The 26739-nt window shown below is 67.3% G+C and carries 23 protein-coding genes; 11 read left to right on the forward strand and 12 right to left on the reverse strand.

The features are described 5' to 3' along the window. Positions 1 to 24 precede the first annotated feature (24 nt). From ACSFA5_RS31180 to ACSFA5_RS31190, 3 genes are all read left to right on the forward strand, one after another. Positions 25 to 948 (forward strand): ABC transporter permease, encoded by a 924-nt coding sequence (locus ACSFA5_RS31180; RefSeq protein ID WP_435447923.1) that lies wholly within the window; start codon positions 25 to 27, stop codon positions 946 to 948. 2 nt (positions 949 to 950) lie between these two features. Then, positions 951 to 1400, forward strand: coding sequence for a hypothetical protein (locus ACSFA5_RS31185; RefSeq protein ID WP_435447925.1), 450 nt, complete (start codon positions 951 to 953; stop codon positions 1398 to 1400). 80 nt (positions 1401 to 1480) lie between these two features. Further along, a complete protein-coding gene (locus ACSFA5_RS31190; RefSeq protein ID WP_435447926.1) occupies positions 1481 to 2767 on the forward strand; it encodes an amidohydrolase family protein in 1287 nt (428 codons plus the stop codon). A 3-nt stretch (positions 2768 to 2770) separates the two neighbouring features. Here the strand turns inward: ACSFA5_RS31190 and ACSFA5_RS31195 are convergent, their stop codons facing one another. Further along, positions 2771 to 3586, reverse strand: a complete 816-nt coding sequence (locus ACSFA5_RS31195) for an IclR family transcriptional regulator (RefSeq protein WP_435447927.1) — start codon at positions 3584 to 3586, stop codon at positions 2771 to 2773. A 160-nt stretch (positions 3587 to 3746) separates the two neighbouring features. Here ACSFA5_RS31195 and ACSFA5_RS31200 point away from each other — a divergent pair, with 160 nt between their 5' ends. Genes ACSFA5_RS31200 through ACSFA5_RS31235 form a run of 8 tightly spaced genes read left to right on the forward strand, consistent with a single transcriptional unit; the run spans position 3747 to position 11231 of the window. Beyond that, positions 3747 to 5057: a 3-isopropylmalate dehydratase large subunit gene (locus tag ACSFA5_RS31200; RefSeq protein ID WP_435447928.1), complete on the forward strand. Its 1311-nt coding sequence runs from the start codon at positions 3747 to 3749 to the stop codon at positions 5055 to 5057. Next, a complete protein-coding gene (locus ACSFA5_RS31205; RefSeq protein ID WP_435447929.1) occupies positions 5054 to 5587 on the forward strand; it encodes a 3-isopropylmalate dehydratase small subunit in 534 nt (177 codons plus the stop codon). The genes ACSFA5_RS31200 and ACSFA5_RS31205 overlap by 4 nt, the downstream gene beginning before the upstream one ends. 16 nt (positions 5588 to 5603) lie before the next feature. Then, positions 5604 to 6467: a branched-chain amino acid ABC transporter permease gene (locus ACSFA5_RS31210; protein ID WP_435447930.1), complete on the forward strand. Its 864-nt coding sequence runs from the start codon at positions 5604 to 5606 to the stop codon at positions 6465 to 6467. A 12-nt stretch (positions 6468 to 6479) separates the two neighbouring features. Continuing rightward, positions 6480 to 7454, forward strand: coding sequence for a branched-chain amino acid ABC transporter permease (locus ACSFA5_RS31215; protein ID WP_435447931.1), 975 nt, complete (start codon positions 6480 to 6482; stop codon positions 7452 to 7454). Next, on the forward strand, positions 7451 to 8302 hold the full coding sequence (locus ACSFA5_RS31220; protein ID WP_435447932.1) for an ABC transporter ATP-binding protein: 852 nt from the start codon (positions 7451 to 7453) through the stop codon (positions 8300 to 8302). The genes ACSFA5_RS31215 and ACSFA5_RS31220 overlap by 4 nt, the downstream gene beginning before the upstream one ends. A gap of 4 nt (positions 8303 to 8306) precedes the next feature. Beyond that, complete coding sequence (locus tag ACSFA5_RS31225) at positions 8307 to 9029, forward strand: ABC transporter ATP-binding protein (RefSeq protein WP_435447933.1); 723 nt, start codon at positions 8307 to 8309, stop codon at positions 9027 to 9029. A gap of 43 nt (positions 9030 to 9072) precedes the next feature. Further along, positions 9073 to 10287 (forward strand): ABC transporter substrate-binding protein, encoded by a 1215-nt coding sequence (locus tag ACSFA5_RS31230; RefSeq protein WP_435447934.1) that lies wholly within the window; start codon positions 9073 to 9075, stop codon positions 10285 to 10287. Between the two features lie 29 nt (positions 10288 to 10316). Beyond that, positions 10317 to 11231 carry an isocitrate lyase/PEP mutase family protein gene (locus ACSFA5_RS31235; protein WP_435447935.1) on the forward strand — a complete coding sequence of 305 codons (915 nt, stop codon included), beginning with the start codon at positions 10317 to 10319 and terminating at the stop codon, positions 11229 to 11231. 48 nt (positions 11232 to 11279) lie between these two features. Here ACSFA5_RS31235 and ACSFA5_RS31240 read toward each other — a convergent pair whose 3' ends face one another. From ACSFA5_RS31240 to tssM, 11 genes are all read right to left on the reverse strand, one after another. Further along, positions 11280 to 12131 (reverse strand): NAD-dependent protein deacetylase, encoded by an 852-nt coding sequence (locus ACSFA5_RS31240; protein ID WP_435447936.1) that lies wholly within the window; start codon positions 12129 to 12131, stop codon positions 11280 to 11282. Positions 12132 to 12214: 83 nt separating this feature from the next. Beyond that, positions 12215 to 13654: an exodeoxyribonuclease I gene (sbcB, locus tag ACSFA5_RS31245; RefSeq protein ID WP_435447937.1), complete on the reverse strand. Its 1440-nt coding sequence runs from the start codon at positions 13652 to 13654 to the stop codon at positions 12215 to 12217. Then, on the reverse strand, positions 13655 to 15100 hold the full coding sequence (gene cls / locus ACSFA5_RS31250; RefSeq protein ID WP_435447938.1) for a cardiolipin synthase: 1446 nt from the start codon (positions 15098 to 15100) through the stop codon (positions 13655 to 13657). It lies immediately after the preceding gene. Positions 15101 to 15223: 123 nt separating this feature from the next. After that, the gene (gene clpA, locus ACSFA5_RS31255; protein ID WP_435447939.1) at positions 15224 to 17545 is read right to left on the reverse strand and encodes an ATP-dependent Clp protease ATP-binding subunit ClpA; all 2322 of its coding nucleotides are present in this window, start codon (positions 17543 to 17545) and stop codon (positions 15224 to 15226) included. Positions 17546 to 17612: 67 nt separating this feature from the next. Further along, positions 17613 to 17972 carry an ATP-dependent Clp protease adapter ClpS gene (gene clpS, locus ACSFA5_RS31260; protein ID WP_435447940.1) on the reverse strand — a complete coding sequence of 120 codons (360 nt, stop codon included), beginning with the start codon at positions 17970 to 17972 and terminating at the stop codon, positions 17613 to 17615. A gap of 138 nt (positions 17973 to 18110) precedes the next feature. After that, positions 18111 to 18722: a hypothetical protein gene (locus ACSFA5_RS31265; protein ID WP_435447941.1), complete on the reverse strand. Its 612-nt coding sequence runs from the start codon at positions 18720 to 18722 to the stop codon at positions 18111 to 18113. Then, positions 18719 to 19714 carry a type VI secretion system protein TssA gene (locus ACSFA5_RS31270; protein ID WP_435447942.1) on the reverse strand — a complete coding sequence of 332 codons (996 nt, stop codon included), beginning with the start codon at positions 19712 to 19714 and terminating at the stop codon, positions 18719 to 18721. Before ACSFA5_RS31270 ends, ACSFA5_RS31265 begins: the two co-directional genes overlap by 4 nt. A 20-nt stretch (positions 19715 to 19734) precedes the next feature. Then, on the reverse strand, positions 19735 to 20820 hold the full coding sequence (gene tssG, locus ACSFA5_RS31275) for a type VI secretion system baseplate subunit TssG (RefSeq protein WP_435447960.1): 1086 nt from the start codon (positions 20818 to 20820) through the stop codon (positions 19735 to 19737). A gap of 29 nt (positions 20821 to 20849) precedes the next feature. Then, the gene (locus ACSFA5_RS31280; RefSeq protein ID WP_435447943.1) at positions 20850 to 21959 is read right to left on the reverse strand and encodes a TagK domain-containing protein; all 1110 of its coding nucleotides are present in this window, start codon (positions 21957 to 21959) and stop codon (positions 20850 to 20852) included. Next, the gene (gene tagF, locus ACSFA5_RS31285) at positions 21956 to 22702 is read right to left on the reverse strand and encodes a type VI secretion system-associated protein TagF (protein ID WP_435447944.1); all 747 of its coding nucleotides are present in this window, start codon (positions 22700 to 22702) and stop codon (positions 21956 to 21958) included. The genes ACSFA5_RS31280 and tagF overlap by 4 nt, the downstream gene beginning before the upstream one ends. Before the next feature lie 2 nt (positions 22703 to 22704). Then, positions 22705 to 26733 (reverse strand): type VI secretion system membrane subunit TssM, encoded by a 4029-nt coding sequence (gene tssM, locus ACSFA5_RS31290; RefSeq protein WP_435447945.1) that lies wholly within the window; start codon positions 26731 to 26733, stop codon positions 22705 to 22707. Between the last annotated feature and the right edge of the window lie 6 nt (positions 26734 to 26739).

The following is a 26739-nucleotide window of genomic DNA, read 5'->3' on the forward strand; positions in this document are numbered from 1 at the left end:
CGGAAGGGGAGGGAGTCAATCCAAATGACCGACCTGCTCGACATCCTCGCCAACCCCGCCTTCTGGGTCGCGGTGCTGCGCATCGCCACGCCGCTGATCCTCGGCACGCTCGGCGTGCTGTTGTGCGAACGCGCGGGCGTGCTCAACCTCGGCATCGAAGGGATCATGGTCGCGGGCGCGTTCACCGGCTGGCTCGCGGTGTACGCGGGCGCGCCGCTGTGGGTGGGCGTGGGCGTGGCCGCGCTCACGGGCATGGTGTTCGGCCTGCTGCACGCTTTTCTCACGGTCGGGCTCGCCCTGTCGCAGCATGTGTCCGGCCTGGGCATCACGCTGCTCGCGACATCGCTGAGCTACTTCGGCTACCGCGTGAGCTTTCCGAAAGTGAACACGCCGCCCACCATCACGCCCTTCGCGCCGGTGGACTGGCTGCCGATACCGATCCTCAACGCGCAGACCGCGCTCACGCTCTTCGCGCTGCTGCTGGTGCCGGTCGTCGGCTGGCTGCTGTACCGCACGCCGCTCGGCCTGGCGCTGCGCATGGTCGGCGAGAACCCGCAGGCGGCCGAGAGCCAGGGCGTGTCGGTGGCAGCCACGCGCACCGGCGCCATCGTGGCGGGCTCGGCGCTGATGGGCATGGCGGGCTCTTTCCTCACGCTGTCGGCCTTCAACGCCTTCTTCTTCAACATGGTGAACGGACGCGGCTGGATCTGCGTGGCGCTGGTGGTGTTCGCCTCGTGGCGGCCGGGCAAGGCCTTGCTGGGCGCATTGCTGTTCGCCTTTTTCGATGCGCTGCAACTGCGGTTGCAACAATCGGGCGACGCCGTGCTGCCCTACCAGCTGTACCTGATGCTGCCGTACCTGCTGTCGATCCTGGCGCTGGTGCTGGTGGCGCGCAAGGCCAGCTATCCGCAGGCGCTGATGAAGCCCTATCGCAAGGGAGAACGTTGACGATGAAGACAACCGCCACCACGCTGCTCGCCGCGCTGCTGACGCTGTGCGGCACCGGCGCCCATGCGCTGGGCAGCGACTACAGCTACGAGACCTTCAAGACGCCCGACGCGGTCAGTTGGGTGCAGCTGTGCGGCACGTGGGGAAAGGACCAGCACGGCACCTACCGCGTGGTGCACGCCGAGCAGTACGCGCAGTCGTTCCTGTACGTGCAGTGGATGACGCGCGACGCCAACGGCGGGCTGCATGCCGAGCACACGGTCGCCATTGCGGAGCTCGACAACGACCATGCGGAAGTCGCGCTGTCGGGGCTGACCTGCCGCTCGACGCCGCGCGGCATCGTCGTGACAGCCAAGGCCGATTCGGGCCACGACGACAAGCTGCGGCGCGTGACGATCGAGGTAGGGCCGGCGCCTGGGCAGTACCGGTACCGGGCGCAGCGCACGCGCTGACGCCTCGCGTGCTGCACAGCCCTTTTGCCTTTTTGCCAGCACCGGCAATTCAGCTCCACCCAACACACAAGACCACCACGATGCTCGACCTCCTCATCTCCAACGCCACCCTCCCCGACGGCCGCACCGGCATGTCGATCGCCGTGCAGGACGGGTGCATCGCCGAAGTGACTGAGGGCCTCGCCGCCCCGGCGCACGAAACGCTCGATGCCCAGGGCCTGCTGCTCGCGCCGCATTTCGTCGACCCGCATTTCCACATGGACGCCACGCTCAGCTATGGCCTGCCGCGCGTCAACCAGAGCGGCACGCTGCTCGAAGGCATTGCGCTGTGGGGCGAGCTGAAGCCGCTGCTCACGGCCGACGCGCTCATCGAACGTGCCCTGGCCTACTGCGACTGGGCCGTGGCCAAGGGCCTGCTGGCCGTGCGCACGCATGTGGACACCAGCGACCCCAGCCTGCTGGCGGTCGATGCGCTGCTCGAGGTCAAGCGCCAGGTGGCGCCCTACCTCGACCTGCAACTGGTGGCGTTCCCGCAGGACGGCGTCTTGCGCTCCCCCGGCGGCGTCGAGAACATCGAGCGCGCGCTCGACAGGGGCGTGGACGTGGTCGGCGGCATTCCGCACTTCGAACGCACCATGGCCGACGGCGCCGCCAGCGTGAAGCTGCTGTGCGAAATGGCGGCCGCGCGCGGCAAGCTGGTCGACATGCACTGCGACGAATCGGACGACCCGCTCTCGCGCCACATCGAGACCCTGGCCTTCGAGGCGCAACGCCTGGGCCTGCAGGGCCGCGTGACGGGCTCGCACTGCACCTCGATGCACTCGATGGACAACTACTACGTGAGCAAGCTACTGCCGCTCATCGCGCAGAGCGGCGTGGCGGTCATTGCCAACCCGCTCATCAACATCACGCTGCAGGGCCGCCACGACACCTACCCCAAGCGCCGCGGCATGACGCGCGTGCCCGAGCTGATGGCCGCCGGCGTGAACGTCGCCTTCGGCCATGACTGCGTGATGGACCCCTGGTACGGCATGGGCTCGGGTGACATGCTCGAGGTGGCGCACATGGGCCTGCACGTGGCGCAGATGACGAGCCAGGCCGGCATTCGCCAGTGCTTCGAGGCCGTGACCACGAACGCGGCGCGCGTGATGCACCTGGAGGGCTACGGCATCGCGGCGGGCTGCGATGCCAGCTTCGTGCTGCTGCAGGCGCGCGACCCGGTCGAGGCGATTCGCCTGCGCGCCACGCGCCTCAAGGTGTTCCGCAAGGGGCGGCTGCTGGCGGAAACGCCCGCTGCCACGGCGAGCCTGCACCTCGCGGGGCGTGGTGGTGCGACGAGCTGGATGACGCCGCAGCGCCAGGCCTGAAACTCAGGCCTCGTCGGCGGCCACCGAAGCGGCCGTGCCGAGCAGCGCCGACTCGATCTTGCGCACCTCCCGGCGCAACTCGCGCGCCATGTCCTCGCGGCGGTCCGTTCCCAGCCGCCCCGAGATGGCCGCGATGCTGATCGCGCCCACGGGGTTCTCCGCGGGAAAAGCGATGCCGATCGCACCCGTGCCCGGCGTCACCGCGCTGTCGAGGAACGAATAGCCCTGCGCCCGGCCCTGCGCCACTGCCTCGCGCAGGAAGTCGGCCGTGAATGACGCGAACTTCTCGTAGCGATGCCCGTTGGCCTGGATGATGGCTTCGGCCTCCGCCTCGGGCATGGCGCACAACATCGACAGTCCGCCCGCCCCCACGCCCAGCGGGCGGCGGATGCCGATGTCCAGCGGCATCGCCTTGATCGGATAGTCGCCCAGCGCGCGGTTGGTGCACACCGCCTCCATGCCGCTGCGCTCGCTGAGGTAGAGCGTGTCCTGCGTCAGGTCGGCCAGGCGGTGCAGCGCGCCGTCGCACAGGTCGCTGAGCCGGTAGCGCGGGCGCGCGAGCAGCCCGAGTTCGTGCAGCAGCGGCCCCAGGAAGTACTTGCGCGTGGCCACGTCGCGTGCAACGAGCCCTTCGATTTCGAGCCGCGCCAGCATGCGCGCGCAGGTCGACTGCGGCAGCCCGCTGGTGGCCGAGATTTCGCCGATCCGCATGCCGCGCCTGCCGCGCGACGCCACCACGCGGAGCATGCCGACCACGCGCTCGATGCTTTGCGTGCCGGTGCGTGCGTTCTCACCTTGTGGCGGTTCTTTGTCTGCCATGTAGACCCTCCATCTTTTATTACTTGGGTGCCGCTTTATATTGCATCCACATTGTGGATATTTAAGGGTTAACCTCATCCGGGGCAAAAGGTCTGCCCGTCTGTAATTCATGGGAGACGACAACACATGTCGCCACATTGTGGATACCCAAGGAATGCAGATGCCCCAAACGATGACCGAGAAAATCCTGGCCCGCGTGGCCGGACGCGCCAGCGTTCGCCCCGGCGACGAAGTGCTGGCCCGCCCCGATTTCGTGATTGCCTACGACTTCCCCGGCTACACCGACGTGTTCTTCAAGGAGGCCCGCGAAGAGTTCGGCGTGGACAAGGTGCCCAGCCCCGAGCGCTTCGTGCTCTTCATCGACCACATGGTCCCGGCCACCGCGCCCAAGGAAGAAGAGCTGCACAAGGTCACGCGCGCCTGGGGCAAGGAACAGGGCGTGCCGGTGCACGAGCGCGAAGGCATCGGCCACCAGGTGTCGGCCGAGCTGGGCTACGCCACGCCGGGGGCCTTCGCGGTGCACTTCGACGGCCATGTGAGCCAGCTCGGCGCCTTCGGCACGCTGGCGATCGGCGCGCGCAAGAGCGTGCTGGAAACCTTCGTGAGCGAGACCATGGCGCTCACCGTGCCCGGCACGGTGAAGATCGCGCTCACCGGCACGCTGCAACCGGGCGTGATGGCGCGCGACGTGTTCCACCACATGGTGCGCGTGCTGGGGCCTTCGTCGTGCCGCTTCAAGGTGGTGGAGCTGTGCGGCCCGGTGATCGAAGCCATGAGCATCGAAGGCCGCCAGACCATCTGCGGCCAGGCGATGTTCCTGGGTGCGACCACCATGCTGATCGCGCCCGACGCAAAAACGCTGGCCTACGCCGCGGGCCGCTCGAAGATCGTGCTCGACCCGGTCTATCCCGACGCCGACGCCGTGTACGACCGCGAAGTGACCATCGACGTGAGCGACCTCACACCCATCGTGGTGGCGCCGCCGAGCCCCGCGAACACGCGCGACCTGAGCGAGTACGCGGGCCTCGAAGTGCATACCGGCTACCTCGGCTCCTGCGCCAGCGGCCGGCTGGAAGACCTGCGCGCCGCGGCCGACGTGCTGCGCGGGCGCCGCATCAAGCCGGGCTTTCAGCTGCACGTGGTGCCGACCTCGCAGGCCATCATGTCGCAGGCCGCCAGGGAAGGGTTGATTTCCACGCTCGTGGACGCGGGCGCCTTCATCAGCTCGTCGAGCTGCGACTACTGCTACGGCCGCATCGCGACCATGACCGACGGGCAGCGCGCCGTGTCGACCGGCACGCTGAACACGCCCGGCCGCATGGGCAGCGCCGATTCGGAAATCTTCATCTGCAACGCGGCGGTGGTGGCGGCTTCGGCGCTCGAAGGCTGCATTGCCGACCCCCGCCCCTACCTGGCCGAAGCCGCCAGGAACAGGGCAGAGGCCGAAGCCCTCGAAAGGAGCGCCGCATGAGCATGCCCAACCTGCAAGGCCGCGCGGCCTGGATCTTCGAGCAGGACGATTTCGACATCGACCTGATCGTCGGCATCAAGAACATCAAGATCACCGACATCCACGAGCTGGCCGCCGTCACCATGACGAGCTACGACCCCGCCTTCGCCACGTCGGTGGCAAAGGGCGACCTGCTGGTGGGCGGCCACAATTTCGGCTACGGCCATCCGCACTACCCGGCGATGCGCGCCATGCGCCACCTGGGCGTGGCGGGCGTGATTGCCGAGTCGTTCTCGCCGGGGTTCTTTCGCGGCGAGATCAGCATGGGCTTTCCGCTCATCACCTGCCCCGGCATCCGCGAGATCACCACGCGCTGGGATGCGCTGAAGGTCGACTGGGACGCCAGCACGGTGACCCACGTGGCCAGCGGCAGGCAGCTGCCCTTCGAGCGGCTGTCGTCGGTGGAGCGCGGCACGCTGGAGGCGGGCGGCTTCATTCCGTACCTGAAGGCACGGCTGGCGCGGCAGGGCGAAACCCCTGCCACGGCCTGAGCCCGGAGCGCACCGCATGCTCCAGATGATCGTGAGCGGCGTCGCCCTGGGCGCCATCTACGGGCTGATCGCCCTGGGCATCGTGATGGTGTTCAAGGCGACCGGCATCCTCAATTTCGCGCACGGCGAGGCGGCCATGCTCTCGGCCTTCACCGCCTGCACCCTCGTGCGCCTGGGCCTGCCGATGTGGGCCGTGGTGCCCCTGGTGCTGCTGTTCGGGGCGGCGCTGGGCATGCTGATCGAGCGCTTCATCATCCGGCGCTTCATCGGCAAGGCGCTGCTGTCGTCGGCCATCTGCACGCTGGGCCTGTTCCTGATCTTCGGCGACCTCGCCATCTGGCTCTGGGGCAAGGACACGCAGGAGCTGCCGAGCGTGTTCCCGGCCGCGCCCATCGACGTGGGCGGCGTGATCGTCTCGGGCATCGACCTGGGCATCGTGGGCGTGTGCGCGGCGCTGGCCGGCGCGCTGTTCGCGTTCTTCCGCTTCACGCGGCTGGGCATCGCGATGCAGGCGACCATGGAAAACCCGACGGCCGCGCGGCTCATGGGCATCCCCATCAAGCGCATCTACTCGCTGGCGTGGGCGCTGTCGCACGTGATCGCGGCGGCCGCCGGCCTGCTGATTGCGCCGCTCACCTTCGTGCACTTCTCGATGATGCAGAGCGCCCTGCACTTCGCCTTTGCGGCGGCGGTGCTCGGGGGCATCGGCAGCATGCCGGGCGCGCTGCTGGGCGGCGTGATCATCGGCGTGACCTCCAACCTCACCGGCGCCTACCTGTCCTCCGAATGGAAGGACGCGGTGCCCTTCATCGTGATGCTGGCCATCCTGATCCTGCGCCCGCACGGGTTGCTGGCGCGGCGCCAGGTCAAGAAAGTCTGAGGAAGCCCACCCATGACACGCATCTTCGATTCGCGGCCCTGGATGGCGCCGCTGGCGTTCATTGCGCTCTTCGTGCTCGCGCCGCTCGTTCCGGGCGGCTACGTGCTCTACATCTTCACGCTGGTGCTGATCTACACGCTCGCGTCCTTCGGCACCAACATCCTCACCGGCTACACCAACCTGATCTCGATGGCCGGGGCGGTGTTCTTCGGCATCGGCGCCTACGGCAGCGCCATTCTGACCACGCACTTCGGCGTGCCGCTGGTGCTGTCGATGGTGATCGCCGCGGCCGTGGCCACGGTGGTGGGCGTGCTGCTGGCGCTGCCGGTGCTGCGGCTGGAAGAAGTCTTCCTGGCCATCGCCACGCTGGGCTTCGTGATGATCTCGGTGGAAATCGCCAAGTCGGGCGGAGAGCTCACGGGCGGCGAAAACGGCATGGGCGCGCCCGGGCCCACGCTGTTCGGCTTTGCCCTGGACGAGCGGGCCTACCACCTGTTCGTGGCCGTGGTGCTGGGCGCGGCGCTGTGGATTGCGCGCAACCTCTCGCAGAGCCACTTCGGGCGCGGCTTTCTCGCGCTCAAGGGCAGCGAGACGGCCTCGCGCGCACTGGGCCTGAACGCCACCAGGCTCAAGCTCATCGCCTTCGGCGTGTGCGCGTTCTACACGGGCCTGTCGGGCGCGCTGTATGCGCCGGTGGTGCGCTTCATCGACCCGTCGCTCTTCAACATCATGGTGTCGATCAGCTTCGTGTCGATGGTGATCGTGGGCGGGCTGGGCTCGATCATGGGCTCGGTGCTGGGCGCGGTGTTCGTCATCGGCGCGCCGCAGCTGCTCACCTACTTCGGCTTCGACCAGTTCCAGCGCGCGCTGTACGGCGTGGCGATGATCCTGGCGCTGATGTTCCTGCCCGACGGGCTGGCCAGCCTGTTCAAGCGCAAGAAGCTGCCGGGCGCCGACGCGGCCGCCGGCCCGGAGGTGCCGCGATGAGGGCGCTGGTCGACGGCGCGCCCGTCACGAGCCGGCCGCAAGCCGGCCCCGGCACGGCACCCGTGCTGTCGCTCTCGGACGTGCGCATGAGCTTCGGCGGCATCGTCGCCGTGCAGGACGTCGGCTTCGACGTGATGCCCGGCACCGTGCATGCGTTGATCGGCCCGAACGGCGCGGGCAAGACCACGATGCTCAACTGCATCAGCCGCTTCTACACGCCGCAGAAAGGCGCCATGCGCCTGCGCACGGCCACGGGCGAGCACGATCTGCTCAAGTGCAAGGCGCACCAGATCTCGCGCCTGGGCATTGCCCGCACCTTCCAGAACCTGGAGCTGTTCGCGGAGCTCACGGTGTTCGACAACGTGCTGATCGCGCGCTCGGGCGCCATGCGCTGCACGCTGGCCGAGGCGCTGCTGCGGCTGCCGCGCCAGCGCCGCGAGGAGCGCGAGCAGCGCGAACGCACGCAGCAGATCATCGACAGCCTCAAGCTGGGCGCACACGCCCACACGCTGGTGCGCGACCTGCCCTACGGCACGCAGAAGCTGGTGGAACTGGCGCGCGCCATGGCGCTGGAGCCGGTGCTGATGCTGCTGGACGAACCCGCCGCCGGCATGAACAACCGCGAGATCGACGCGCTGGGCGACACGCTGCGCCGGCTGCAGCAGGCCACGGGCGCGACGCTGCTGCTCATCGAGCACAGCATGCCGCTGGTGATGTCGATCTCGGACACCATCACCGTGATGCACAACGGCGCCTTCCTGGCGCAGGGCTCGCCGCGCGAGATCGAACGCAACCCGGCCGTGGTCGAGGCCTATCTCGGAGGAGGCAAGAGTGGCAAACGCCGTTGAACCGATGAAGCGCGGCGAACCGCTGCTGCGCGTGGACAACCTGAGCGCCGCCTACGGAAAGATCCGCGCGCTGCACGGCGTGTCGATCGAGGTGCCGGCTGCGGGCATCGTGTGCGTGCTGGGCGCCAACGGCGCGGGCAAGACCACGCTGATGCGCGCGCTCTCCGGCTTGCTGCCGGTGGCGGGCGGCACCGCGGTGTTCGACGGACGCAGCATCGCCAACGTGCCGGCCGAGCAGCTGGTGCGCCGCGGCGTGGTGCATGTGCCGCAGGGCCGCATGGTGTTCGCGCAGCTCTCGGTGAAGGAGAACCTGGTGCTCGGCGGCTACACCCGCCCGGCCGGCGAGGTGCGCGAGGACATCGAGCGCGTGCTGGGCTACTTTCCGCGGCTGAAGGAGCGCATCACCTCGCGCGCCGGAACGCTCTCGGGCGGCGAGCAGCAGATGCTGGCCATTGCGCGCGGCCTGCTGGCCAAGCCGCGCCTGCTGATGCTGGACGAGCCCTCGATGGGCGTCGCACCCATCCTGAAGGACGCCATCTTCTCGACGCTGCGCGACATTCGCGACCGCGAGCGGCTCACGCTGCTGATCGTGGAGCAGGACGCCGACATCGCGCTCGACATTTCCGACGAAGGCTATGTGATCGAGACCGGCCGCGTCGTCATGCACGGGCCGGCGGCCGAACTGGCCGGCAACGAAGACATTCGCCGCGCCTACCTGGGCGGCTGAGGCTCACGCAGATTTCCCAACATCAACGACAGGAGACACACCCATGACCCATTCCGCCCCGCGCCGCACCGCCCTTGCCACCGGCGCCGCGCTGCTCTTCGCAGCCGCGCTGCCGCCCCTGGCCTTCGCTTTCGAGAACAAGGCCGAAGGTGTGCTCGACAAGGAGATCGTGCTCGGCTCGTCGCAGCCGATGTCGGGCACGCTGGCCTACATGGGCAAGGCGGTGGACGAAGGCATTCGCACCTACTTCGACATGGTGAACGAACAGGGCGGCGTGAACGGCCGCAAGATCAAGCTGATCACCTACGACGACGAGCTCAAGCCCGCGAAGTCGGTGGCCAACGCCAAGCTGCTGATCGAGCGCGACAACGTGTTCGCGATGGTGGGCAACATCGGCCACGCCACCAACATCAGCGCCTACGAATACAGCTCGACGAAGAAGGTGCCGACCATCGGCGCGCTGAGCATCTCCGACCTGACGAGCACGCCGCCGCGCGAGCTGCTGTACGTGCTGCCATCGCCGCAGTCGACCGAGACTGCCGCCTACATCGACTACGCGGTGGAGAAGCTGAAAGCGAAGAAGATCGCCATGCTTTACCAGAACGACGGCTGGGGCAAGCCGGCCTACGACATCGCGGGCAGGCAGCTGGAAAAGCACGGCCTGAAGCTGGTGGAGGCGCAGAGCTTCGAGCGCTTCGCCACCGACATCACGTCGCAGGTGTTCAAGCTCAAGCAGGCCGAGCCCGACGTGGTGATCGTCTATGCGCTGGGCCAGGAGGCGGTGCTGTTCTTCCGCGGCGCGGAAAAGCTGGGCTGGAAGCCCACCGTGTTCGGCGCGGGCGGCCTGAACGACCCGAAGTTCGTCGAGCTGCTGGGCAAGAGCCCGGCCAAGCTGTACGTGGCCTCTTACTACGACGCGGTGGAGGGCGACAACCCGGCCATCAAGGACTTCTTCACGCGCTACACCAGGCTGTACCCCAAGTCGGCCCCCTCCTCCACGGCGTTGATGGGCTACTCGGCCGCGGCCGTGGCGGTCGAGGCGCTCAAGCGCGCGGGCAACGAGCCCAGCCGCGCCAAGGTGGTGGCCGCGCTCGACGGCATGAGCAGCTTCGACCAGAAGATCGGTCCGAAGATTTCGTTCCAGCCGCTGACCGCCGGCGGCTATGCGCGGCGCGGCCAGACCGGCGTGGCGCTGATGGAGCTCAAGGACCAGAAGTTCGTGTCGCTCGGCGGCTACATCGACCCCGTCAAGCGCTGAGTCCACCCACCTTTCAAGGAGCACTTTCCATGACTTCCACACCATCCCCGGCGTCGATTCGCAAGGCGATGCGCACGCGCATCACCGCCGGCCCCACCTTCTGGATGGCCGGCGCGCAGGACGCGCTGTCGGCGCTGCTGGTCGACCAGTCGGGCTTCGACGGCATCTTCACCACCGGCTTCGGCATCTCGGCCTCGCTCCTGGGCCAGCCCGACGTGGAGCTGTACACGCTGACGGAAAACGTCGGCGTGGTGAACCGCATCGCCAACGTCGTGAAGAAGCCGATCTTTGCCGACGCCGACACGGGCTACGGCAACGTGATCAACGTGGCGCGCACCGTGCGCGAGTTCGAGAAGACAGGCGTGGCCGCCATTTCGCTCGAAGACCAGTTCAGCCCCAAGCGCTGCCCCGCCGCCGCCAGCACCATGCCGCTGGTGCCGGTGCGCGACGCGGTGGCCAAGATCCGCGCAGCGGTGGACGCGCGCCAGGACCCCGACTTCCTGATCGTGGCGCGCACCGACGCCATCGACCCGTCGGACGCGATCGACCGCGCCTGCCAGTACGCCGAGGCCGGCGCCGACCTGATCCAGCCGATTTCGCGCACCTTCAAGGGCTACGACGACCTGGTGAAGCTGAAGGAAGCCACGGGCCGGCGGCTGTCGCTGCAGCTGATGCAGGGGCTGTGGATGGCCAAGCTGAGCCGTGCGCAGATCGAGTCGGTGGCGGCCTTCGCGACCTACCCGATCGTCACGCTGATGAGCACCGTGCACGCGCTGCAGGCCAACCTGCAGGTGCTGTCGGAGCGCCGCACAGGCGATGTCGACGGCCTGCCGAGCGGGCAGACGACCATGCCGGCGTTCAAGGACATCATCGGCTGGAACGCCGTTGAGGAACGGCAGGCTTACTACGAGGCCGAGGCGGCGCCGCTGAAGCGCGCGGCCTGAAACGCGGCCTGAACCGCAAGCGCAGCTGCAAGCCGCTGGCGCACACCCTCAGTTCAGCCTGTCGGGCTGTGCCTCGGGCGCCAGGCGCTGCGCGAGTGCCGAGAGCGCCTCGCCCACGGGTTGCTCGACCTTCAGCGTGAGCAACGCGTCGGCCCGCGTGCGTCCCAGGTTCACAGCCGCCACCGGCTTGCCCGCCGCCGCTGCGGCCTGCACGAAGCGAAAGCCCGAATACACCATCAGCGACGAGCCGGCCACCAGCACCGCATCGGCTGCTTCGAGCGCCGTGAAGGCCGCGGTGACGCGCTCTTTCGGCACGCTCTCGCCGAAGAACACCACGTCGGGCTTGAGCAGGCCGCCGCAGTGGGCGCAGACGGGCACGTCGAAGGCCGAGAAGTCGTGGCCTTCGAGGTCGGCATCGCCATCCGGCGCGGCGCGCGCTTCGAGTGCGGCCCAGCGCGGGTTGCGCTCGCGCAATGCCAGCTGCAGGTCGGCGCGCGTGGTGCGCCGCTCGCAGCCCATGCAGCGCACGGTGTCGATGCGCCCGTGCAGGTCGATGGCGCCCCGGCTGCCTGCGGCGTCATGCAGGCCGTCGACGTTCTGCGTGAGCAATAGTCCCACGCGCCCGGCCGCCTCGAGCTGCGCCAGCGCGCGATGCGCCGCACCGGGGCGGGCGCCGGCCATGGTCGGCCAGCCGATCAGGCTGCGCGCCCAGTAGCGGCGGCGCGTCGATTCCTCGCCCATGAAGGCCTGGTAGGTGACGGGCGATGGGCGCTTCCATTCGCCCTTCACGTCGCGGTAGTCGGGAATGCCCGATTCGGTGCTGCACCCCGCGCCGGTGAGCACGAAGAGCCTGGGGTGGCGGGTGGCGAAGTCGGCGAGCGCGGCAGCTTGAGCGGTCATGCGGGCAGCATAAATCGGCAGGCTGATTTTTGCCCATGGCTGCGTTCTTACCCGTCGGCGGGGAACGCCCAGCGAGCGATGGGTCAGGCCTCCGGCGCGATGGCCTCGGCGTATTCGTAGAGCGCGCCCAGAATTTCCTCGCCGCGCTCGTCGGCGTTCTCTGAAAGCGCATCGACCTCGCTGAACAGCATCTCGATGGTGCGCGCCCCGCCCTCGCCCTTGAAGAGCCTGGCCACGCGCAAGGCTTCCCAACGCTCGGTTTCCTCTTCGCTGAGCAGCTCGGGCCAGTTGCGCGCGCGGTAGCGGAACAGGATCTCGTCGAGCCGGCCGTCGTCGAAACCGGTGCGATCCTTGGCCAGCTCTTCGGGCGACAGCGCACGCAGCTGGTTCAGGCGGCGGCGGTCGGCGTTGCCGACGAAGCCGCCGTAGAGGTCTTCGTCCACATCGGGCGCGGCCTCTTTCGGCCTCGCGTACACCTGCGACCAGATGGCGCTCATGTCGGGCAGGTCGCGGGCGATGGCGGCGTTGCGCATGGCGGCGTCGAGGTCGATGTTCCAGCGTTCGGCCATGGCCGGCGCGAGCGTGCGCAGGTTGCCGACCACCATCGGCGACTTGTTCAGGTGAATGCCCTTCACCGGCAGGCGGACCATGCCTTCGGGCAGGTCGGCGGTGCGGGTGAACAGGCGCAGGCGCAGCGTGTCGGCGTCGAGGTCGCGCAGCTCGCTGGGGTCGTGCGCCAGGTCCCAGGCCAGCAGCTCGTTCTTGTTGGTGGGGTGGCTGGCCAGCGGCCACATCACGGCGATGCAGCCGCGCTCGACCGGGAACATGCCCGACACGTGCAGGAATGGCTTGGCGGTTTCGCGCATCGCGGGCAGGCCGAGCTCGGTGGCCACGCGGTCCTTCTTGTGCAGGCCGAAGGCAAAGTCGAACAGCTTGGGCTGCTTGTCGCGAATCAGCCGGGCCAGCGCGATGGTCGCACGCACGTCCGACAGCGCGTCGTGCGCCGACTCGTGCAGCAGGCCGTTGGCACGCGCCAGGTCGCCGAGCTTGAAGCTGGGCCTGCCGTCCTCCTTCTTCGGCCACTCGATGCCGTCGGGGCGCAGCGCGTAGGTGAGGCGCACCACGTCGAGCAGGTCCCACCGGCCGCAGTCGTTCTGCCATTCGCGCGCATACGGGTCGATCAGGTTGCGCCAGAACAGGAAGCGCGTGACCTCGTCGTCGAAGCGGATGGTGTTGTAGCCCACGCCGATGGTGCCGGGCTGCGAGAAGGCCTGCTCGATCTGCGCGGCGAATTCGTGCTCGGGAATGCCGCGCTCCAGGCACACCTGGGGCGTGATGCCGGTGATCAGGCAGGCCTCGGGGCTGGGCAGGTAGTCGGGCGCGGGCTTGCAATAGACCATGAGCGGCTCGCCGACTTCGTTCAGCTCGGCGTCGGTGCGGATGGCGGCGAACTGCGAGGGGCGGTCGCGGCGCGGCACGGCGCCGAAGGTTTCGTAGTCGTGCCAGAGAAAGGTGTGGTTCATTCAGAGCAGGGGTGAAAACAAGCGCGCAATGGCATCGCCGAGACGACGCCAGAAATTCTGTGGCCGGTGGGCGCGCACCGCGCCAGAACTGCGCAGGTCGGTCTCGAACTGCTCCGCCAGCGGCCGGGCCAGTTCCGGACCATAGACCACCGCGCAGACCTCGAAGTTGAGGCGGAAGCTGCGGTTGTCGAAATTGGCGGTGCCGATCATCGCGCAATGGTCGTCGACCACCAGGGTCTTGGAGTGCAGCATGCGCGCCTTGTACTCCCACACCTTCACGCCGGCGGCGATCAGCTCGTCGAAATACGAGCGCGCCGCGGCGCTCACGATGGCCGAGTCGCTGCGGCGCGGCACCAGCAGGCGCACGTCCACGCCGCGCAGCGCGGCGCTGGTGAGCGCCATCAGCGCGGGCTCGCCCGGCACGAAGTACGGCGTGGTGAGCCAGGCGCGGTGCGTGGCCGAATGAATGGCCTCCACGTGCATGCGGTGGATGGCCTCGAGGGCGTTGTCGGGGCCGCTCGTCACGATCTGCACCGGAATATCGCCCGCCTCGAGCTGCGGCAGCATCGCAGCCATGGTGTCGTCCATGCCGCGCGGGTCCTCGCCGGTGGCGTAGGTCCAGTCTTCCAGGAAGGTGGTCTGCAGCCAGCGCACCGCGCTGCCTTCGATGCGCAGGTGCACGTCGTGGTACGCGTCGGGGTTGGTGCGCTTGTCTTCCTCGTCGGTGATGTTCACGCCGCCCGTGAAGCCCACGCGGCCGTCGCACACCACGATCTTGCGGTGGGTGCGGTAGTTGGTCACCGGGCGCAGGCGGCGGCCGATCTTGGTGTCGTGAAACAGCGCCACCTTCACACCCGCCTCGTGCAGCGGCGCCATGAACTTGCGCCCGATGCGCTTGGAGCCCAGCGCATCGATCAGCAGGCGCACCGTCACGCCCTGTTTCGCGCGCTCGACCAGCAGGTCGCGCAGCGCAGTGCCGATCTTGTCGGGCTCGAAGATGTAGTACTCGAGGTGGATGTGGTTCTGCGCGGCGCGCACGGCCTCGAAGATGGCGTCGAACGTGCGCGCGCCGCCCGACAGCAGCTCCACGTCGACGGCGCTGGACACCGGCAGCCCGCAGGTCGCGGTGCCCAGCCGCGCCATCTGCTGCAGGGCCGGCGGCGCGCTCTGCGCCACGTCGCGCAGGAGCGCGACATCGGCCTGGGCATGAGCGCTGGCGCGGCTGCGCAGCCGCTTGATGCGCTGCTTGCGCAGGCGCTGCGGCCCGAGGAAGTAATAGATGACGAAACCCGCGAACGGCAGCAGCGCCAGCGACAGGATCCAGCTCATGGTGGACACCGGCGCGCGCTTCTGCATCACGATCCAGATCGACAGCACTGCGATGTAGCCGCTCCAGGCCAGGGAGAGGCCGGTTTTCCATTCGGGGCTGAGGACGGGGAGGATCAAGACGAAAAGAGAGTTGAAGCGGCGGTGCGGATGCACCGGCCAAAGAAAAAGGCCGGCAGCGTGATGCTACCGGCCTTTGGTGGCGTCTCCGTGGCCTCATGGGCCACGGATTGCCCGGTTCGTTCAACCCGTTGCGGCTTCTTCGGCTTCGGGCTTCGACTTGCCTTCCTTCTTCGACAGCGGCTGGATGTCGAGCAGCACTTCGTCCTTGTCGTCGAGATCGACTTCGAGGCGGCCGCCGTCGGTCAGGCGACCGAACAGCAGTTCGTCGGCCAGTGCACGACGGATCGTGTCCTGGATCAGGCGCTGCATCGGACGCGCGCCCATCAACGGGTCGAAGCCCTTCTTCGCCAGGTGCTTGCGCAGCTTGTCGCTGAAGGTGACATCCACCTTCTTCTCGCTGAGCTGGGTTTCCAGTTGCAGCAGGAACTTGTCGACCACGCGCAGGATGACGTTTTCGTCGAGCGGCTTGAAGTTGACGATGGCGTCCAGCCGGTTGCGGAACTCGGGCGAGAACAGGCGCTTGATGTCGCCCATTTCGTCGCCCGCCTGGCGCGGGTTGGTGAAGCCGATGGTCGCCTTGTTCATGGTCTCGGCGCCCGCATTGGTCGTCATGATGACGATGACGTTGCGGAAGTCGGCCTTGCGCCCGTTGTTGTCCGTCAGCGTGCCGTGGTCCATGACCTGCAGCAGCACGTTGAAGATGTCCGGGTGCGCCTTCTCGATTTCGTCGAGCAGCAGCACCGAGTGCGGCTTCTTCGTGACGGCTTCGGTCAGCAGGCCGCCTTGGTCGAAACCGACGTAGCCCGGAGGCGCGCCGATCAGGCGGCTCACCGCGTGACGCTCCATGTACTCCGACATGTCGAAGCGGATCAGCTCGATGCCCATGATGTAGGCGAGCTGTTTCGCGGCTTCGGTCTTGCCGACGCCCGTGGGGCCGGAGAACAGGAACGAGCCGATCGGCTTGTCGCCCTTGCCCAGGCCTGAGCGCGCCATCTTGACCGCCGAGGCGAGCACTTCGAGCGCCTTGTCCTGGCCGAACACCACGCTCTTCAGGTCGCGCTCGATGGTCTGCAGCTTGCCGCGGTCGTCGTTGCTGACGTTGGCGGGGGGAATGCGCGCGATCTTCGCCACGATTTCCTCGACCTCGGTCTTGCTGATGGTCTTCTTGCGCTTGCTCGGCGGCAGGATGCGCTGGGCGGCACCGGCTTCGTCGATGACGTCGATGGCCTTGTCGGGCAAATGACGGTCATTGATGTACTTGGCGCTGAGTTCGGCGGCGGCCTGCAGCGCTGCCAGCGCGTACTTCACGCCATGGTGTTCCTCGAAGCGCGACTTCAGGCCCTTCAGGATGTCGACGGTTTCCTGCACCGTCGGCTCGACCACGTCGACCTTCTGGAAGCGACGCGACAGGGCCGCGTCCTTCTCGAAGATGCCGCGGTATTCAGTGAAGGTGGTTGCACCGATGCACTTGAGCTGGCCGCTGGACAGCGCCGGCTTCAGCAGGTTCGACGCGTCGAGCGTGCCGCCCGAAGCTGCACCCGCACCGATGAGGGTGTGGATTTCGTCGATGAACAGAATGGCGTTCGGCTTGTCCTTGAGCGACTTGAGCACGCCCTTCAGGCGCTGCTCGAAGTCACCGCGGTACTTGGTGCCTGCAAGCAACGCGCCCATGTCGAGCGAATAGACCTGCGCTTCGGCAAGGATCTCCGGCACGTCGCCCTGCGTGATGCGCCAGGCCAGGCCCTCGGCAATCGCGGTCTTGCCGACGCCGGCTTCACCCACCAGCAGCGGGTTGTTCTTGCGCCGGCGGCACAGGATCTGGATGACGCGCTCGACCTCGTATTCGCGGCCGATCAGCGGATCGATCTTGCCGTCCTTGGCGAGCTGGTTGAGGTTTTGGGTAAACTGCTCGAGCGGCGATGTTTTCTCGTTGCGTTCGCCGCCGCCCTCTTCGCCTTCGCCCTGGGGAGCTTCGCCGCTGCCCTTGACGGCTTCCGGCGGATCGCTCTTCTTGATGCCGTGGGCAATGAAGTTCACCACGTCGAGGCGGGTCACGCCCTGCTGGTGGAGGTAGTACACGGCGTGCGAGTCCTTCTCACCGAAGATCGCCACCAGCACGTTGGCGCCAGTGACTTCCTTCTTGCCGTTGCCGGTGGACTGCACATGCATGATGGCGCGCTGGATGACGCGCTGGAAACCCAGCGTGGGCTGGGTGTCTACATCGTCGGTACCCGCCACTTGCGGCGTGTTGTCCTTGATGAAGTTCGTAAGCGACGCCCGAAGGTCGTCGACGTTGGCCGAGCAGGCGCGCAGAACTTCCGCGGCGCTCGGGTTGTCCAGCAAAGCGAGCAGCAGATGCTCCACGGTGATGAACTCGTGGCGCTGCTGACGGGCCTCGACGAAGGCCATGTGCAAGCTGACTTCCAGTTCCTGGGCAATCATGTGATTTCCTTTTGCCTTGCTGTAAATAAGTTCTCAGATGGGTTGGAGCTTGCGCAATTCAACTGGTTCATGCAACCGGCTCGCTGACACATTGCAGCGGATGCCCGGCTTGCTGGGCCGCTTCCATCACCTGGTTGACCTTGGTGGCCGCCATGTCGCGGGAATAGACCCCACAGACGCCGCGGCCATCGAGGTGGATCTTGAGCATGATCTGGGTAGCGCTTTCGCGGTCCTTGCTGAAATATTCCTGCAGAACGACGATCACGAACTCCATGGGGGTGTAGTCGTCGTTCAGCATGACCACCTGGTACATCTGGGGCGGCGCAGTTTTTTGCGGCCGGCGCTCCAGGACGACCGAATCTCCGTCGTCCCCGGCCGGTTTCTGGGCCGGCGGGGTGTTGGGAGTCTTGGGAATTCTCGTTGCCATGAAAAAGATTCTATAGAGCGTGCAAGCACCGTGCCGACGCAGACGGACTTGGTGGCGCGTATTCGACAAATCAAGGGCCTTGCGGCGTGTACGACAACAGAAAATCGACCATAAAAAAACCGGCGAGCCGCCGGTTTTTCATAAATTGCGCAGGACGGGCCTCTTGGGCGCCGGCAATTTTCTGCCAGGCAACCGCGTGGGCACCGGTAAATCGGGCGGCAAGGCGTCGATCTCCTCATCGGTGAGTTCCCGTTCCAGCTGCTCCCGGGCAGTCACCGGATCTGGCAAAGGGCGGGGATCTTTCTGCGGCTCGGGTGAACCGGCAAGCGAGGTCACAGACGCCACTTGGGCCGTCGGCGCGGGGGCTGCAGGCACAGGGACCGGAGCCGGAGCCGTCAGAGGGCCCCGGGTCGAGGAGCCCGCCAGCAGGGCCTGCCATTCGGTCTTGCGCAGGCCGTCCTGCGCGGCCTGCCGGCGCTGCTGCTCACCGACCAGTTCCTTCCAACGCTCCGTCTGCTGCCTCCCCAGGAACTCGAGCTCGACGCGAACTGTTTGCTGCATCCACTGGGGGACGCACAGCAAGGCCTGTTGCAGGTCACGCTCGGCTTTATCGCGGGCCTGCTCGAAAGCATGCCGCTGGGTTTCCAACTGCGCGCGGGAACTGCGCACGCAGAGCCAGGCACCCAGCCCGGCACCCAGCATCCCGACAACGAAGCAGATCAGGGGCAGGCCGAGCGGGACGCCCGTCATCGAGGCACCTCCCCTGCCGCGTCCCATTTGCGCACCAGATCGAGCGGAATCGCATCGGCCACCTCCGAGAAGCGTCGCCCGACCATTCGCTCGGCCTGCCCGAGCAGCACGGCGACCGGGCTGCTGGGCTCGTGGATCTCGAACCATTCGCGGGCGTCACGGATGCTGTCGCGGACATCGTCGCGCGACAGCGCGGAGGGGCTGCGCGGTCTCTCGACGAGCCCGTGGGCCTCTGCGTGTTCGGCCGGTTCGGCTTCACCCTGCGGCTCAGGCAACTCGAACGGGGCCAGCAGGACGCCCAACGCCTGCAGCGACGGCGCGTCCTGCCCCAGGTTGCTCGCTGACCACGCGGCGATCTCCCGTACCGCCTTCGACGCCGTCGCAAGCAAGCTGACCGGGGCGTCGACGTCGTCGGCAGCGGACCGACGCAAGCCGTCCAGTTGCTGCGCCACCCACTCGGGGCTGGGAGAGCCGACCTGCCGAGGCACCGCGAAGGCGCGCTCGACCTCTCGCACGGTCAGGTGACGCGCCGCGTTCGCCGCCACCACGATCTCGCGCACGTCGCCCAGCAGGCCCTCGGGGTCGGCCAGCGCCGCCAGGGCGTTGGCACGCACGGCCGGATCGCGCTCCCCCTCCACGACCAGTAGCGGGTGGATCGCGTCGGGCCAGGTCTGCAAGGCTTCGGCCAGCGCACCCAGGGAAGGTGCAAGCCCCGCGGCGTGGGCGAGCCGCGTGCGGGCCCTGCAGATCCAGACGAACAGGTTGATATCCCGGGTCCTAGACAGCAACCGCCGACAGTCCCGCTCGATTTCCGCCCAGTTCGGCGCCTCCGGCACGCCCATGAACTCGCCGTACTGGGCCTCCCCGCGCGGTGACATGCGCGAGAGCAGGACCGCGTACTCCGCGTCGTACTCCAGGCTGGGACCGCATGGAGCGGTCGGGCTGAGGGGCAAGGCGCTGGAAGAAGTGGGGGACGAAGTGACGAGGGTCATGGTTTTGCGGGCGGAAAGACTCAGCGCGCGGCGCGCGTGTCGTCGTGAGAAGAGCGGGAACCGATGTACTGCTCGGGCTCGAACACCATGCCGACCGTGTTGTCGCCGGGCCCCGTCGCGCCTTCGGCGCCTCCCAACCAGGTCGACCAGCCGAGCTTTTCCTTGTCCTCGAGCCGTGCGGGTGGCGTGCTGTCGTTTCGCACGCGCAGCTCGACCTCCCAGACGAACTCGTAGCCGACGAAGCCCCGAACCCACTCGACGAGCAAGGGCAGATCGCGCCCCTGCGGCGTGAAGCGCAGGTACTGGTCGAGGCTCAGCGGCCCGAGCACGAGCCGGAACTTGTTCTGCCGGTCGGCCACGACCTCGCCCGCCATCGCGCCCACGCCCATGACGCTGGAGGCGCGGGCCTGCCCCAGATGGCTCCGGTCTTCGTCGTCGATGCGAATCCAGTGCAGCACGAACTCCTGCAGTTGCACGGGTACCGCGAAGAAGCGCGCCAGCGTGGCGGCCAGGCCGTCGGGATTGCGGGACTCACGCGCCAGGTGCGTCGATGCCGCGAGCCTGGCGTGTGCGGGCAACACCGAGTCCCGGATCTCCAGCGGATCGTGCCCCGTCAAGCGCGCCACGTAGCGGCTGAAGACCTCGTCACCCGCACGATCGAGCCCCGCCGCAGCCTGGCTCTGGGCCCACGCCCGGTACATGTGCGTCAGATAGCGGTGATGAAACAGATCGAGAAAATCGGCGAGCGTCGTGTCGTTGTGGTTCTCGCTTCGGTCGCGCACGATCTCGGTGTAATGGAGTGGCAACGGCCCGTTCGGCCCCAACATGCCGAGGCCGTACACACGCACCATCGGCAGCAGCGGGTTGTTTCCTGAGCGCGGCGGCGCAGCGCCAGGCACGCGAGCCTGCGCCTCCTCGGGCAGCACGGCTTCGGCGATCTCGCGGGGCGCGAAGATCAATGCAGCCGTCTGGCCCAGGCGAAACGGCTCCTGCTGAGGGCGGCTCGCCCGTCCGATGGGCGGTTGCTCCACGTGGGATGCCCCCAACCGCCGAAGCAGGGAGAAAAACCCGAACCTCCACGGCGTTTGGCGCAGCCGTTCGAGCATGGGCTGCAGGGCCAGTCCGGCGTCTGGCTTCACTCGGTGCCTCCCTTGTCACTACCGCTGTCGCTGCCACGGCCGTTCGGGATGCTGCGGGCCGTGCCGATGCGGACATGGCTGTCAGGCGACAGTTCGTGATGCTCTCGCCGCGTGAGGCTGGGCAACACGGCCTGGGCATCGCGGGCCAGTTCGGGAGCGAACAAGCTCAGCACATCTTCCGTGTGCGGCGTATCGAGCACCGAGGACCGTTCCAACGGTTCGAAGCCATCGATGATGCAGTCGATGCCCTCTCGCTGCAGCACGATGTCGCGCAGCAACGGATAGGGTTCGGCCTGCTTGCTGAGTTCGTCCAGCGTGGGCGCGGGCTCGCCGTCGATGGCGAAGATGCCCTCCCAGTCGGTACGACCGGCGAGTTGATCGGGATCGCGCACGACGCGCACGAATTCGTCATGCAGCTCGTCGAGCAAGGCCGCCGGGCCGCCGGGAGCGCTCGGCGATCTTTCGGTGTGGACCGCGGGCATCGCGCGCCGCTCTGGCTGCGGCGATTCGCCAAGCAACGCCGACAGCACGTCTGCCGTCGAGCGAGACTGCACCCCTGCAATTCCGAGCAAAACGAAGGGATCGATGGGCGCACTGGACGAAGCCCCCATGACGCCGCTGTCTTGCGGGCTGCCGGCCAGATCGTGCCAATCGAAACCTGGTGCCGGATCTTCCGCAGGCGTCACGATCCGGGCCGCCGGGGTGGCAGCGCTGGCCGGCTCGTGCGCGATGGAAAAGTCGTCCCACGGTTCCACCACGAAGCGCAACAGGCCCAGCTCAAGCACATCGCCTGCGGAGACAGGCACGGGGCACGCGGGCGGTACGCGCTGCCCGTTGCGCACGCACAGCAGCGTGTGGCTCAGGTTCAGCAGTTGCCAGCGGCCGGAGCCGCCGTCCCGTTGAATGCGGCACAGGTTGGCCAGGGGCCATTGAGCGTCGGCGTAACGCTCGCCGCTCAGCGCGAGCGCGTCGGACATTCCTGCGCCGTCCACGGGGATGCGCAGCGCGCCGCTGCGCACCTCGCCGCCGCTGTGCGTCAGTCGAAGGCGCAGAGCCGCAACCTCGCCATGCGCTGGGTCGGCATCAGCGCCGCTCGAGGTGGTCATGGCACACCGCCCCACAGTTTTTGCAGCCGGTTGGCCGCGCCCACGAAACGCCCCTGGGCGTCCTGCTGCCAGAACGCACTCTCGACGCATGCACCCGACAGGCGCTGCGGCCAGTCGGCCCATGGCAGGTAGCGAACGCCATGCAGTTGGCCGCCCATGTCGTGCGGGGGCGCATCGCCAGCCCACCGGTCGAGCAGCCCGTGTGTGCGGCGCATTCGCACCGCGGCTTCGGCCTCGTCGCAGGCAGCGGAACCCGCCGCTGTCGACGCATGCTTCTGATCGCGCCACAACGCCTTCAACGTGCATTCCATCGCGGCAAGATCGGCCGGCCCTTCCACGCGCGTGTGTCGCGCGACTGCGCGGGCCAGCCAGAACTGCCAGTTGCAGGGTTGCCGCAGTTGAACTTCGAAGTGGTTCAGCACCCAGCGCGGATGGGCTTGCTGGTAGACCACCAACGGATGGTGGCGTCCCACCCTGTCGATCGACGGCGCAATCACCCCCAGCACGAACCGGCGTCGCGCAAATGCCAGGGTGCCCGGCGGCAAGAGAAAGGCAGCAGGCACGGCAACGGCCTTGGCAGAGGCGTCGGCACCCGCATTCGGGGCCTGGCCGTCCAGCCAGGACGCCCATGCCTCCAGCTCGCCGTGACGCATGCCGCTTCGCACGAAATCCGCGTGGTCCGGCAATTTGCCCCAGATGGCCGGCGGCGTGATGCCCCAGTCGTCAAGCAGTCGCGCCCACATGGTCAGGCCGCCCTGCCGGGGCAACGAAAGCCCTTGAGCACATCGCTGCCCAGCGGATTGGGCTGGCTTGCGGCGTTGATGTCGATCAGCGCCTTGCGCCCGTCGAAGGTGTACTCCACGCTCAAGCGGCCCGGCGTGGCGGTGTTCACGATGCGCCCTTTCTCGAGCAGCCGGAAGAGCGCCCACGGACCGTTGACAAGCAAGGTAGAGGTCGGCCCCGAAACGCGGGGATTTGCGGTGATCTCTGCCATGGCGCCGCCGCGGGGTCCGGGCCAGCTCACCGGAAGGGCCTGGACCGGACCATGCACGTAGCGTTGGCCCTGCCCGTCGATGTCGATGACCAGGTCGGTGATGCCCGGTTCGAGTTCGAGCACCCGCAGATCCATTTTCCAGGCGAATTTTTTGCCCCCCGCGTCGCGAAAGAACAGGTCGCGAATCTGCTGCGCCCGATAGAACGCATCGAGGTTCGGCCCGCTCTGGGCCAGAAGCTTGAGCAGCTCGCCCAGCAAGGTCGGGCCGGTGGTGGCGGGCGCCGGCGGCACGCCCTGGGCAGCGCCTTCGGCGCCGACCATGGCGTTGGCCGTGTTGGGGTCTTTGTAGCGCCACGGACGCACGCTGGTGTCGACATACGACGCCAGGTACTTGTTGAAGAACTCGTCGGCAGCGCCGCCAGCGGAAAACACAAGGGTGAAGTCTTCGATCGACGCGTCCTGCGTGACCGCGGCGAGCGGATAGCGACCTTCCACGCCCCGCTTGCAGGGTTCGCTGACCTGCATGGCCATCAGGCCCATGATGCGGTCGAGCTGCAACTGGGCCTGGCTGCGAAGGATGCCAGCGGCGCCCAGCACCACCTTGTCGCTGCCACTGGTCGCCAGCGCGGTCAACACCTCGCGAAAAGGCGCCGGGAGTTTCCCGGCCTCCAGCCTCAGGCGCGCGCCGACTTCGCTTCCGCCGGGCGGCAAGCTGCCGGCCGCGAGCGCCGTGTCCGCGACAACCAGCAAGGTGTAGAACTCGTTGACGAGACCGGAGATGGTTTCGAGCCCGGGCTTGGCACCGGCTGCACCGACACCGCCTGCCCCGATGTCGGGTTGCCCCGTGATGACTTCCCGAAGCGCGGCGAAGCGGCTGTCGACGATCTGCTTTTCGAGCCGCTCTTCCGCGCGAATGCCGAGGTTTCTGCCCAATGCGCCCGTCTGCTTGTTGAGCTCGTCGGTAGCCTTGTCGAGAAAGCCTTTCTCCTCTTGCGTGCGAACGGCCAGCGGGCGCGACAGTGTGGTTTCCCGGGCGGCCGCGCGCGCCAACCGCGCCAAAGGCGAATCGGGCGCGGCGAACTGCCGCAGCACGTTGAGATCGAAACCCAGGCTGGTGCTGGTGGCGTCACTGGCGCTGACCGTGCGAACCGACTCGAGGAAGGTCTCCCAATGCCGGGCGTACTCGTTCAGGTACTGACGACGGATGTCCTCGAGCAGGGGATCGTTCTGCAGCTTGCGAGCAGCGTCGTCCAGCGCAGTTGCGACCTTCGTGCCGGCGCTTCCAACAACGCCTGGGGCTGACGCCCCACGCCCCATCACCCAGGCATCGTCGTCGAGCGCACGGCCGACGAACTCGGCCAAGCGCTTGTCGAAGACGTCGTGATAGCCGTCATAGGTAAAAAGACCCGGAATGCCTTTTTCGAGCGGCAACCCGCCGGCGCGCGAAAACACGGTGCCTGCCTGCGGCCCGACGGCGCGGATCAACGTGAATTCCTGCGGTGCGTCGGGGAGCATGGCAGCCTTGGCACGTTCATAAACGCGCTGGGTCGACGTGTTGCTGTCGAGAAAATCCTGTACGACACGTACCAGCACCTCGTTGGGCAGTGACGCCGACTGCACCGGGCGGTCGCCAGAAAAAAGAGCCGTCACGTGACCGACCATGGAAGCCCGACCGCCAAACGCCGCGGCGCTGTCCGCCGTCTCCCAGTCCTTGAGCACCCAGTTGCGAACGTCCCGCGCGCCCCCTTTCATGTACCGATCGCGGTCGTGCAGCAGCTTGTAGACCCGAAGCGTTTCATAGACGGTCTTCGCGTCACCGTCTTTCACACCCTGCGCCAGCACGGCTTCCATGCGCTTCAGGATCGTCGGAACCAGCATGTGGTCCTGCAACTGGGCATAGGCTTCGCTCGTTGCATGTAGCACCGGAGGCACGGTGTACAGGCCATACTGGAAACTGCCCGGCGGGTTGTGGATGTCGAGCCCCGGGTAGCCCGGCAGTTCGCTGGCGCTGTTGAGCACGTCGGGAACCCCCGCCGGCTTGAAGCCGGCGTACAACGCGCGAACCTGGCCAGACAGCACGTTCGCGCGCTGACCCACGCTGTTCAGGTACTGGCGGTTGTTGCCGAAGCTCAGCGCCAGCGCGCCGGACAGCCAGAGAAAGATCACGAAGCACAGCGCGTGCCCCGACAGGCGCAGCAACCTGAAGCGAAACTCCCAGCGCAGGTTCGGCCGCACCAGATGCGCTTCGGGAATGATGACTTTGGTCAGCACGTCCTGGAGAAAAAAGCCTTGCTGCCCGCGGTTGGTTGTCGAGTCGGTTACCTTTCGAGGCGGCACGCCCAGGCTGCGCTGAAGCCGCTGGAACAAGGTGTCCGGAACAGCCGGCAGGTCCAGGTCGACCTGTGCACCGCTCGTGAAATAGACGCCACGCAGTGTGTCGTGCAGCTGCGTCCGGTCGAAGCGCGAGGCCAGGAAAATCTCGTCGAGGATCGGGACCAGTGGCTCGGCCAGGCCTGCAAGTTCACGCGGCAAGGCGAACAGGCGCTTGCGGCGGTCGACGTCGAACTCTTCGTTCAGGCGGGAGCGCAATCCGGCGGCAAGCCGGTCATGGAGCAGCGCCAGTTCCACCTCGATCTGTGTGCGCAAGGCCTCGCGCCCCTGCGCAGCCGCTCGGGTGCTCTTGATGCCCGTGAAGGGCAAGGTGAAGCCCCAGGCCTGGGTTCGCCCCTCGCTCGTGAGAGACTGAAAGTACTCGCCGAAACCGCGCAGCAGGTCCACCTTGGTCACGACGACGTACACCGGAAAACGAATGCCCAGTTCCTCGCGCAGGTCGGCGAGCCGGTCGCGCACCCTGCCGGCATACGCGGCACGGTCCATGACGGTCATGGTCAGGAGTTCGGACACATCGAGTGCAACGATCACGCCGTTGAGCGGGGCGCGCGGGCGGTGCTTGCGCAACAGTCCAAGAAAGCCGCGCCATTCGACCGGATCGGTGACGGCATTGCTTTCTTGCGTGGTGTAGCGGCCGGCGGTGTCGATCAGCACCGCCTCATTCGTGAACCACCAATCCGTGTGCAGCGTGCCGCCGTGGGACTTGAGCACCATGCGCTTCGATGCGTGGCTCGCTTGGCCGGCCAAGGGAAACTGCAATCCGGCATTGAGCAGCGCCGTGGTTTTGCCGGCCCCGGGGCTGCCGACGATCATGTACCAGGGCAGCTCGTACAGATACCGCTTGCCCTCGAGCCAACGGAACAGGCCGCCGCGTGCACGCAGGCCTTTCAGCTGTGCGAGAGCCTTGTTGACGGAGGAAGTAAGCGTCTTGATTTCTTCCTTCGCCGTCTCGTCCTTGCCCGAATCCCGACCGAAGCTGAGGAACTTGGCGAGGAGATCCTGGTTGTCGCGCAAGGCTTGGTAAAGGCGATAGAGCCAATAAAGCGCGCACGACGACAGGACCGCAGCAATGATCGCCGTCCGCACCCAGACCGGAGCCAGCGGCTTGACCGCGCCGACCGCCAGCAGTGGCCCCGCGTGCCATGCGAGCAGGCAGAGCGCGGCGATTCCCACGAGGCTGTAGGGACCCGAAACCAGCCAGAGGATGCCGAGCACCAGAAGCAGCACGATGAAGGTGACTCGCACCCCCACCGTCGCCAACGGACGCAATCCGTCGACGGCAAGCAAGGGCCCGATGAACCAGACTGAGAGTGCCAGCAGCACCATGGCCGCGAAAGCGAGCATCTGCCGCGAAAAAAGGAATGTCGCGAACTGTTTGAGGTATTGCATGAGAGC

Source organism: Variovorax monticola (assembly GCF_051216855.1).
Lineage (GTDB): Bacteria > Pseudomonadota > Gammaproteobacteria > Burkholderiales > Burkholderiaceae_C > Variovorax.

Coding starts and splice junctions, on each gene's coding strand:
- ACSFA5_RS31180 (WP_435447923.1), top strand. CDS start 25: ATGACCGACCTGCTCGACATCCTCGCCAACCCCGCCTTCTGGGTCGCG.
- ACSFA5_RS31185 (WP_435447925.1), top strand. CDS start 951: ATGAAGACAACCGCCACCACGCTGCTCGCCGCGCTGCTGACGCTGTGC.
- ACSFA5_RS31190 (WP_435447926.1), top strand. CDS start 1,481: ATGCTCGACCTCCTCATCTCCAACGCCACCCTCCCCGACGGCCGCACC.
- ACSFA5_RS31195 (WP_435447927.1), bottom strand. CDS start 3,586: ATGGCAGACAAAGAACCGCCACAAGGTGAGAACGCACGCACCGGCACG.
- ACSFA5_RS31200 (WP_435447928.1), top strand. CDS start 3,747: ATGCCCCAAACGATGACCGAGAAAATCCTGGCCCGCGTGGCCGGACGC.
- ACSFA5_RS31205 (WP_435447929.1), top strand. CDS start 5,054: ATGAGCATGCCCAACCTGCAAGGCCGCGCGGCCTGGATCTTCGAGCAG.
- ACSFA5_RS31210 (WP_435447930.1), top strand. CDS start 5,604: ATGCTCCAGATGATCGTGAGCGGCGTCGCCCTGGGCGCCATCTACGGG.
- ACSFA5_RS31215 (WP_435447931.1), top strand. CDS start 6,480: ATGACACGCATCTTCGATTCGCGGCCCTGGATGGCGCCGCTGGCGTTC.
- ACSFA5_RS31220 (WP_435447932.1), top strand. CDS start 7,451: ATGAGGGCGCTGGTCGACGGCGCGCCCGTCACGAGCCGGCCGCAAGCC.
- ACSFA5_RS31225 (WP_435447933.1), top strand. CDS start 8,307: ATGAAGCGCGGCGAACCGCTGCTGCGCGTGGACAACCTGAGCGCCGCC.
- ACSFA5_RS31230 (WP_435447934.1), top strand. CDS start 9,073: ATGACCCATTCCGCCCCGCGCCGCACCGCCCTTGCCACCGGCGCCGCG.
- ACSFA5_RS31235 (WP_435447935.1), top strand. CDS start 10,317: ATGACTTCCACACCATCCCCGGCGTCGATTCGCAAGGCGATGCGCACG.
- ACSFA5_RS31240 (WP_435447936.1), bottom strand. CDS start 12,131: ATGACCGCTCAAGCTGCCGCGCTCGCCGACTTCGCCACCCGCCACCCC.
- sbcB (WP_435447937.1), bottom strand. CDS start 13,654: ATGAACCACACCTTTCTCTGGCACGACTACGAAACCTTCGGCGCCGTG.
- clpA (WP_435447939.1), bottom strand. CDS start 17,545: ATGATTGCCCAGGAACTGGAAGTCAGCTTGCACATGGCCTTCGTCGAG.
- clpS (WP_435447940.1), bottom strand. CDS start 17,972: ATGGCAACGAGAATTCCCAAGACTCCCAACACCCCGCCGGCCCAGAAA.
- ACSFA5_RS31265 (WP_435447941.1), bottom strand. CDS start 18,722: ATGACGGGCGTCCCGCTCGGCCTGCCCCTGATCTGCTTCGTTGTCGGG.
- ACSFA5_RS31270 (WP_435447942.1), bottom strand. CDS start 19,714: ATGACCCTCGTCACTTCGTCCCCCACTTCTTCCAGCGCCTTGCCCCTC.
- tssG (WP_435447960.1), bottom strand. CDS start 20,820: ATGCTCGAACGGCTGCGCCAAACGCCGTGGAGGTTCGGGTTTTTCTCC.
- ACSFA5_RS31280 (WP_435447943.1), bottom strand. CDS start 21,959: ATGACCACCTCGAGCGGCGCTGATGCCGACCCAGCGCATGGCGAGGTT.
- tagF (WP_435447944.1), bottom strand. CDS start 22,702: ATGTGGGCGCGACTGCTTGACGACTGGGGCATCACGCCGCCGGCCATC.
- tssM (WP_435447945.1), bottom strand. CDS start 26,733: ATGCAATACCTCAAACAGTTCGCGACATTCCTTTTTTCGCGGCAGATG.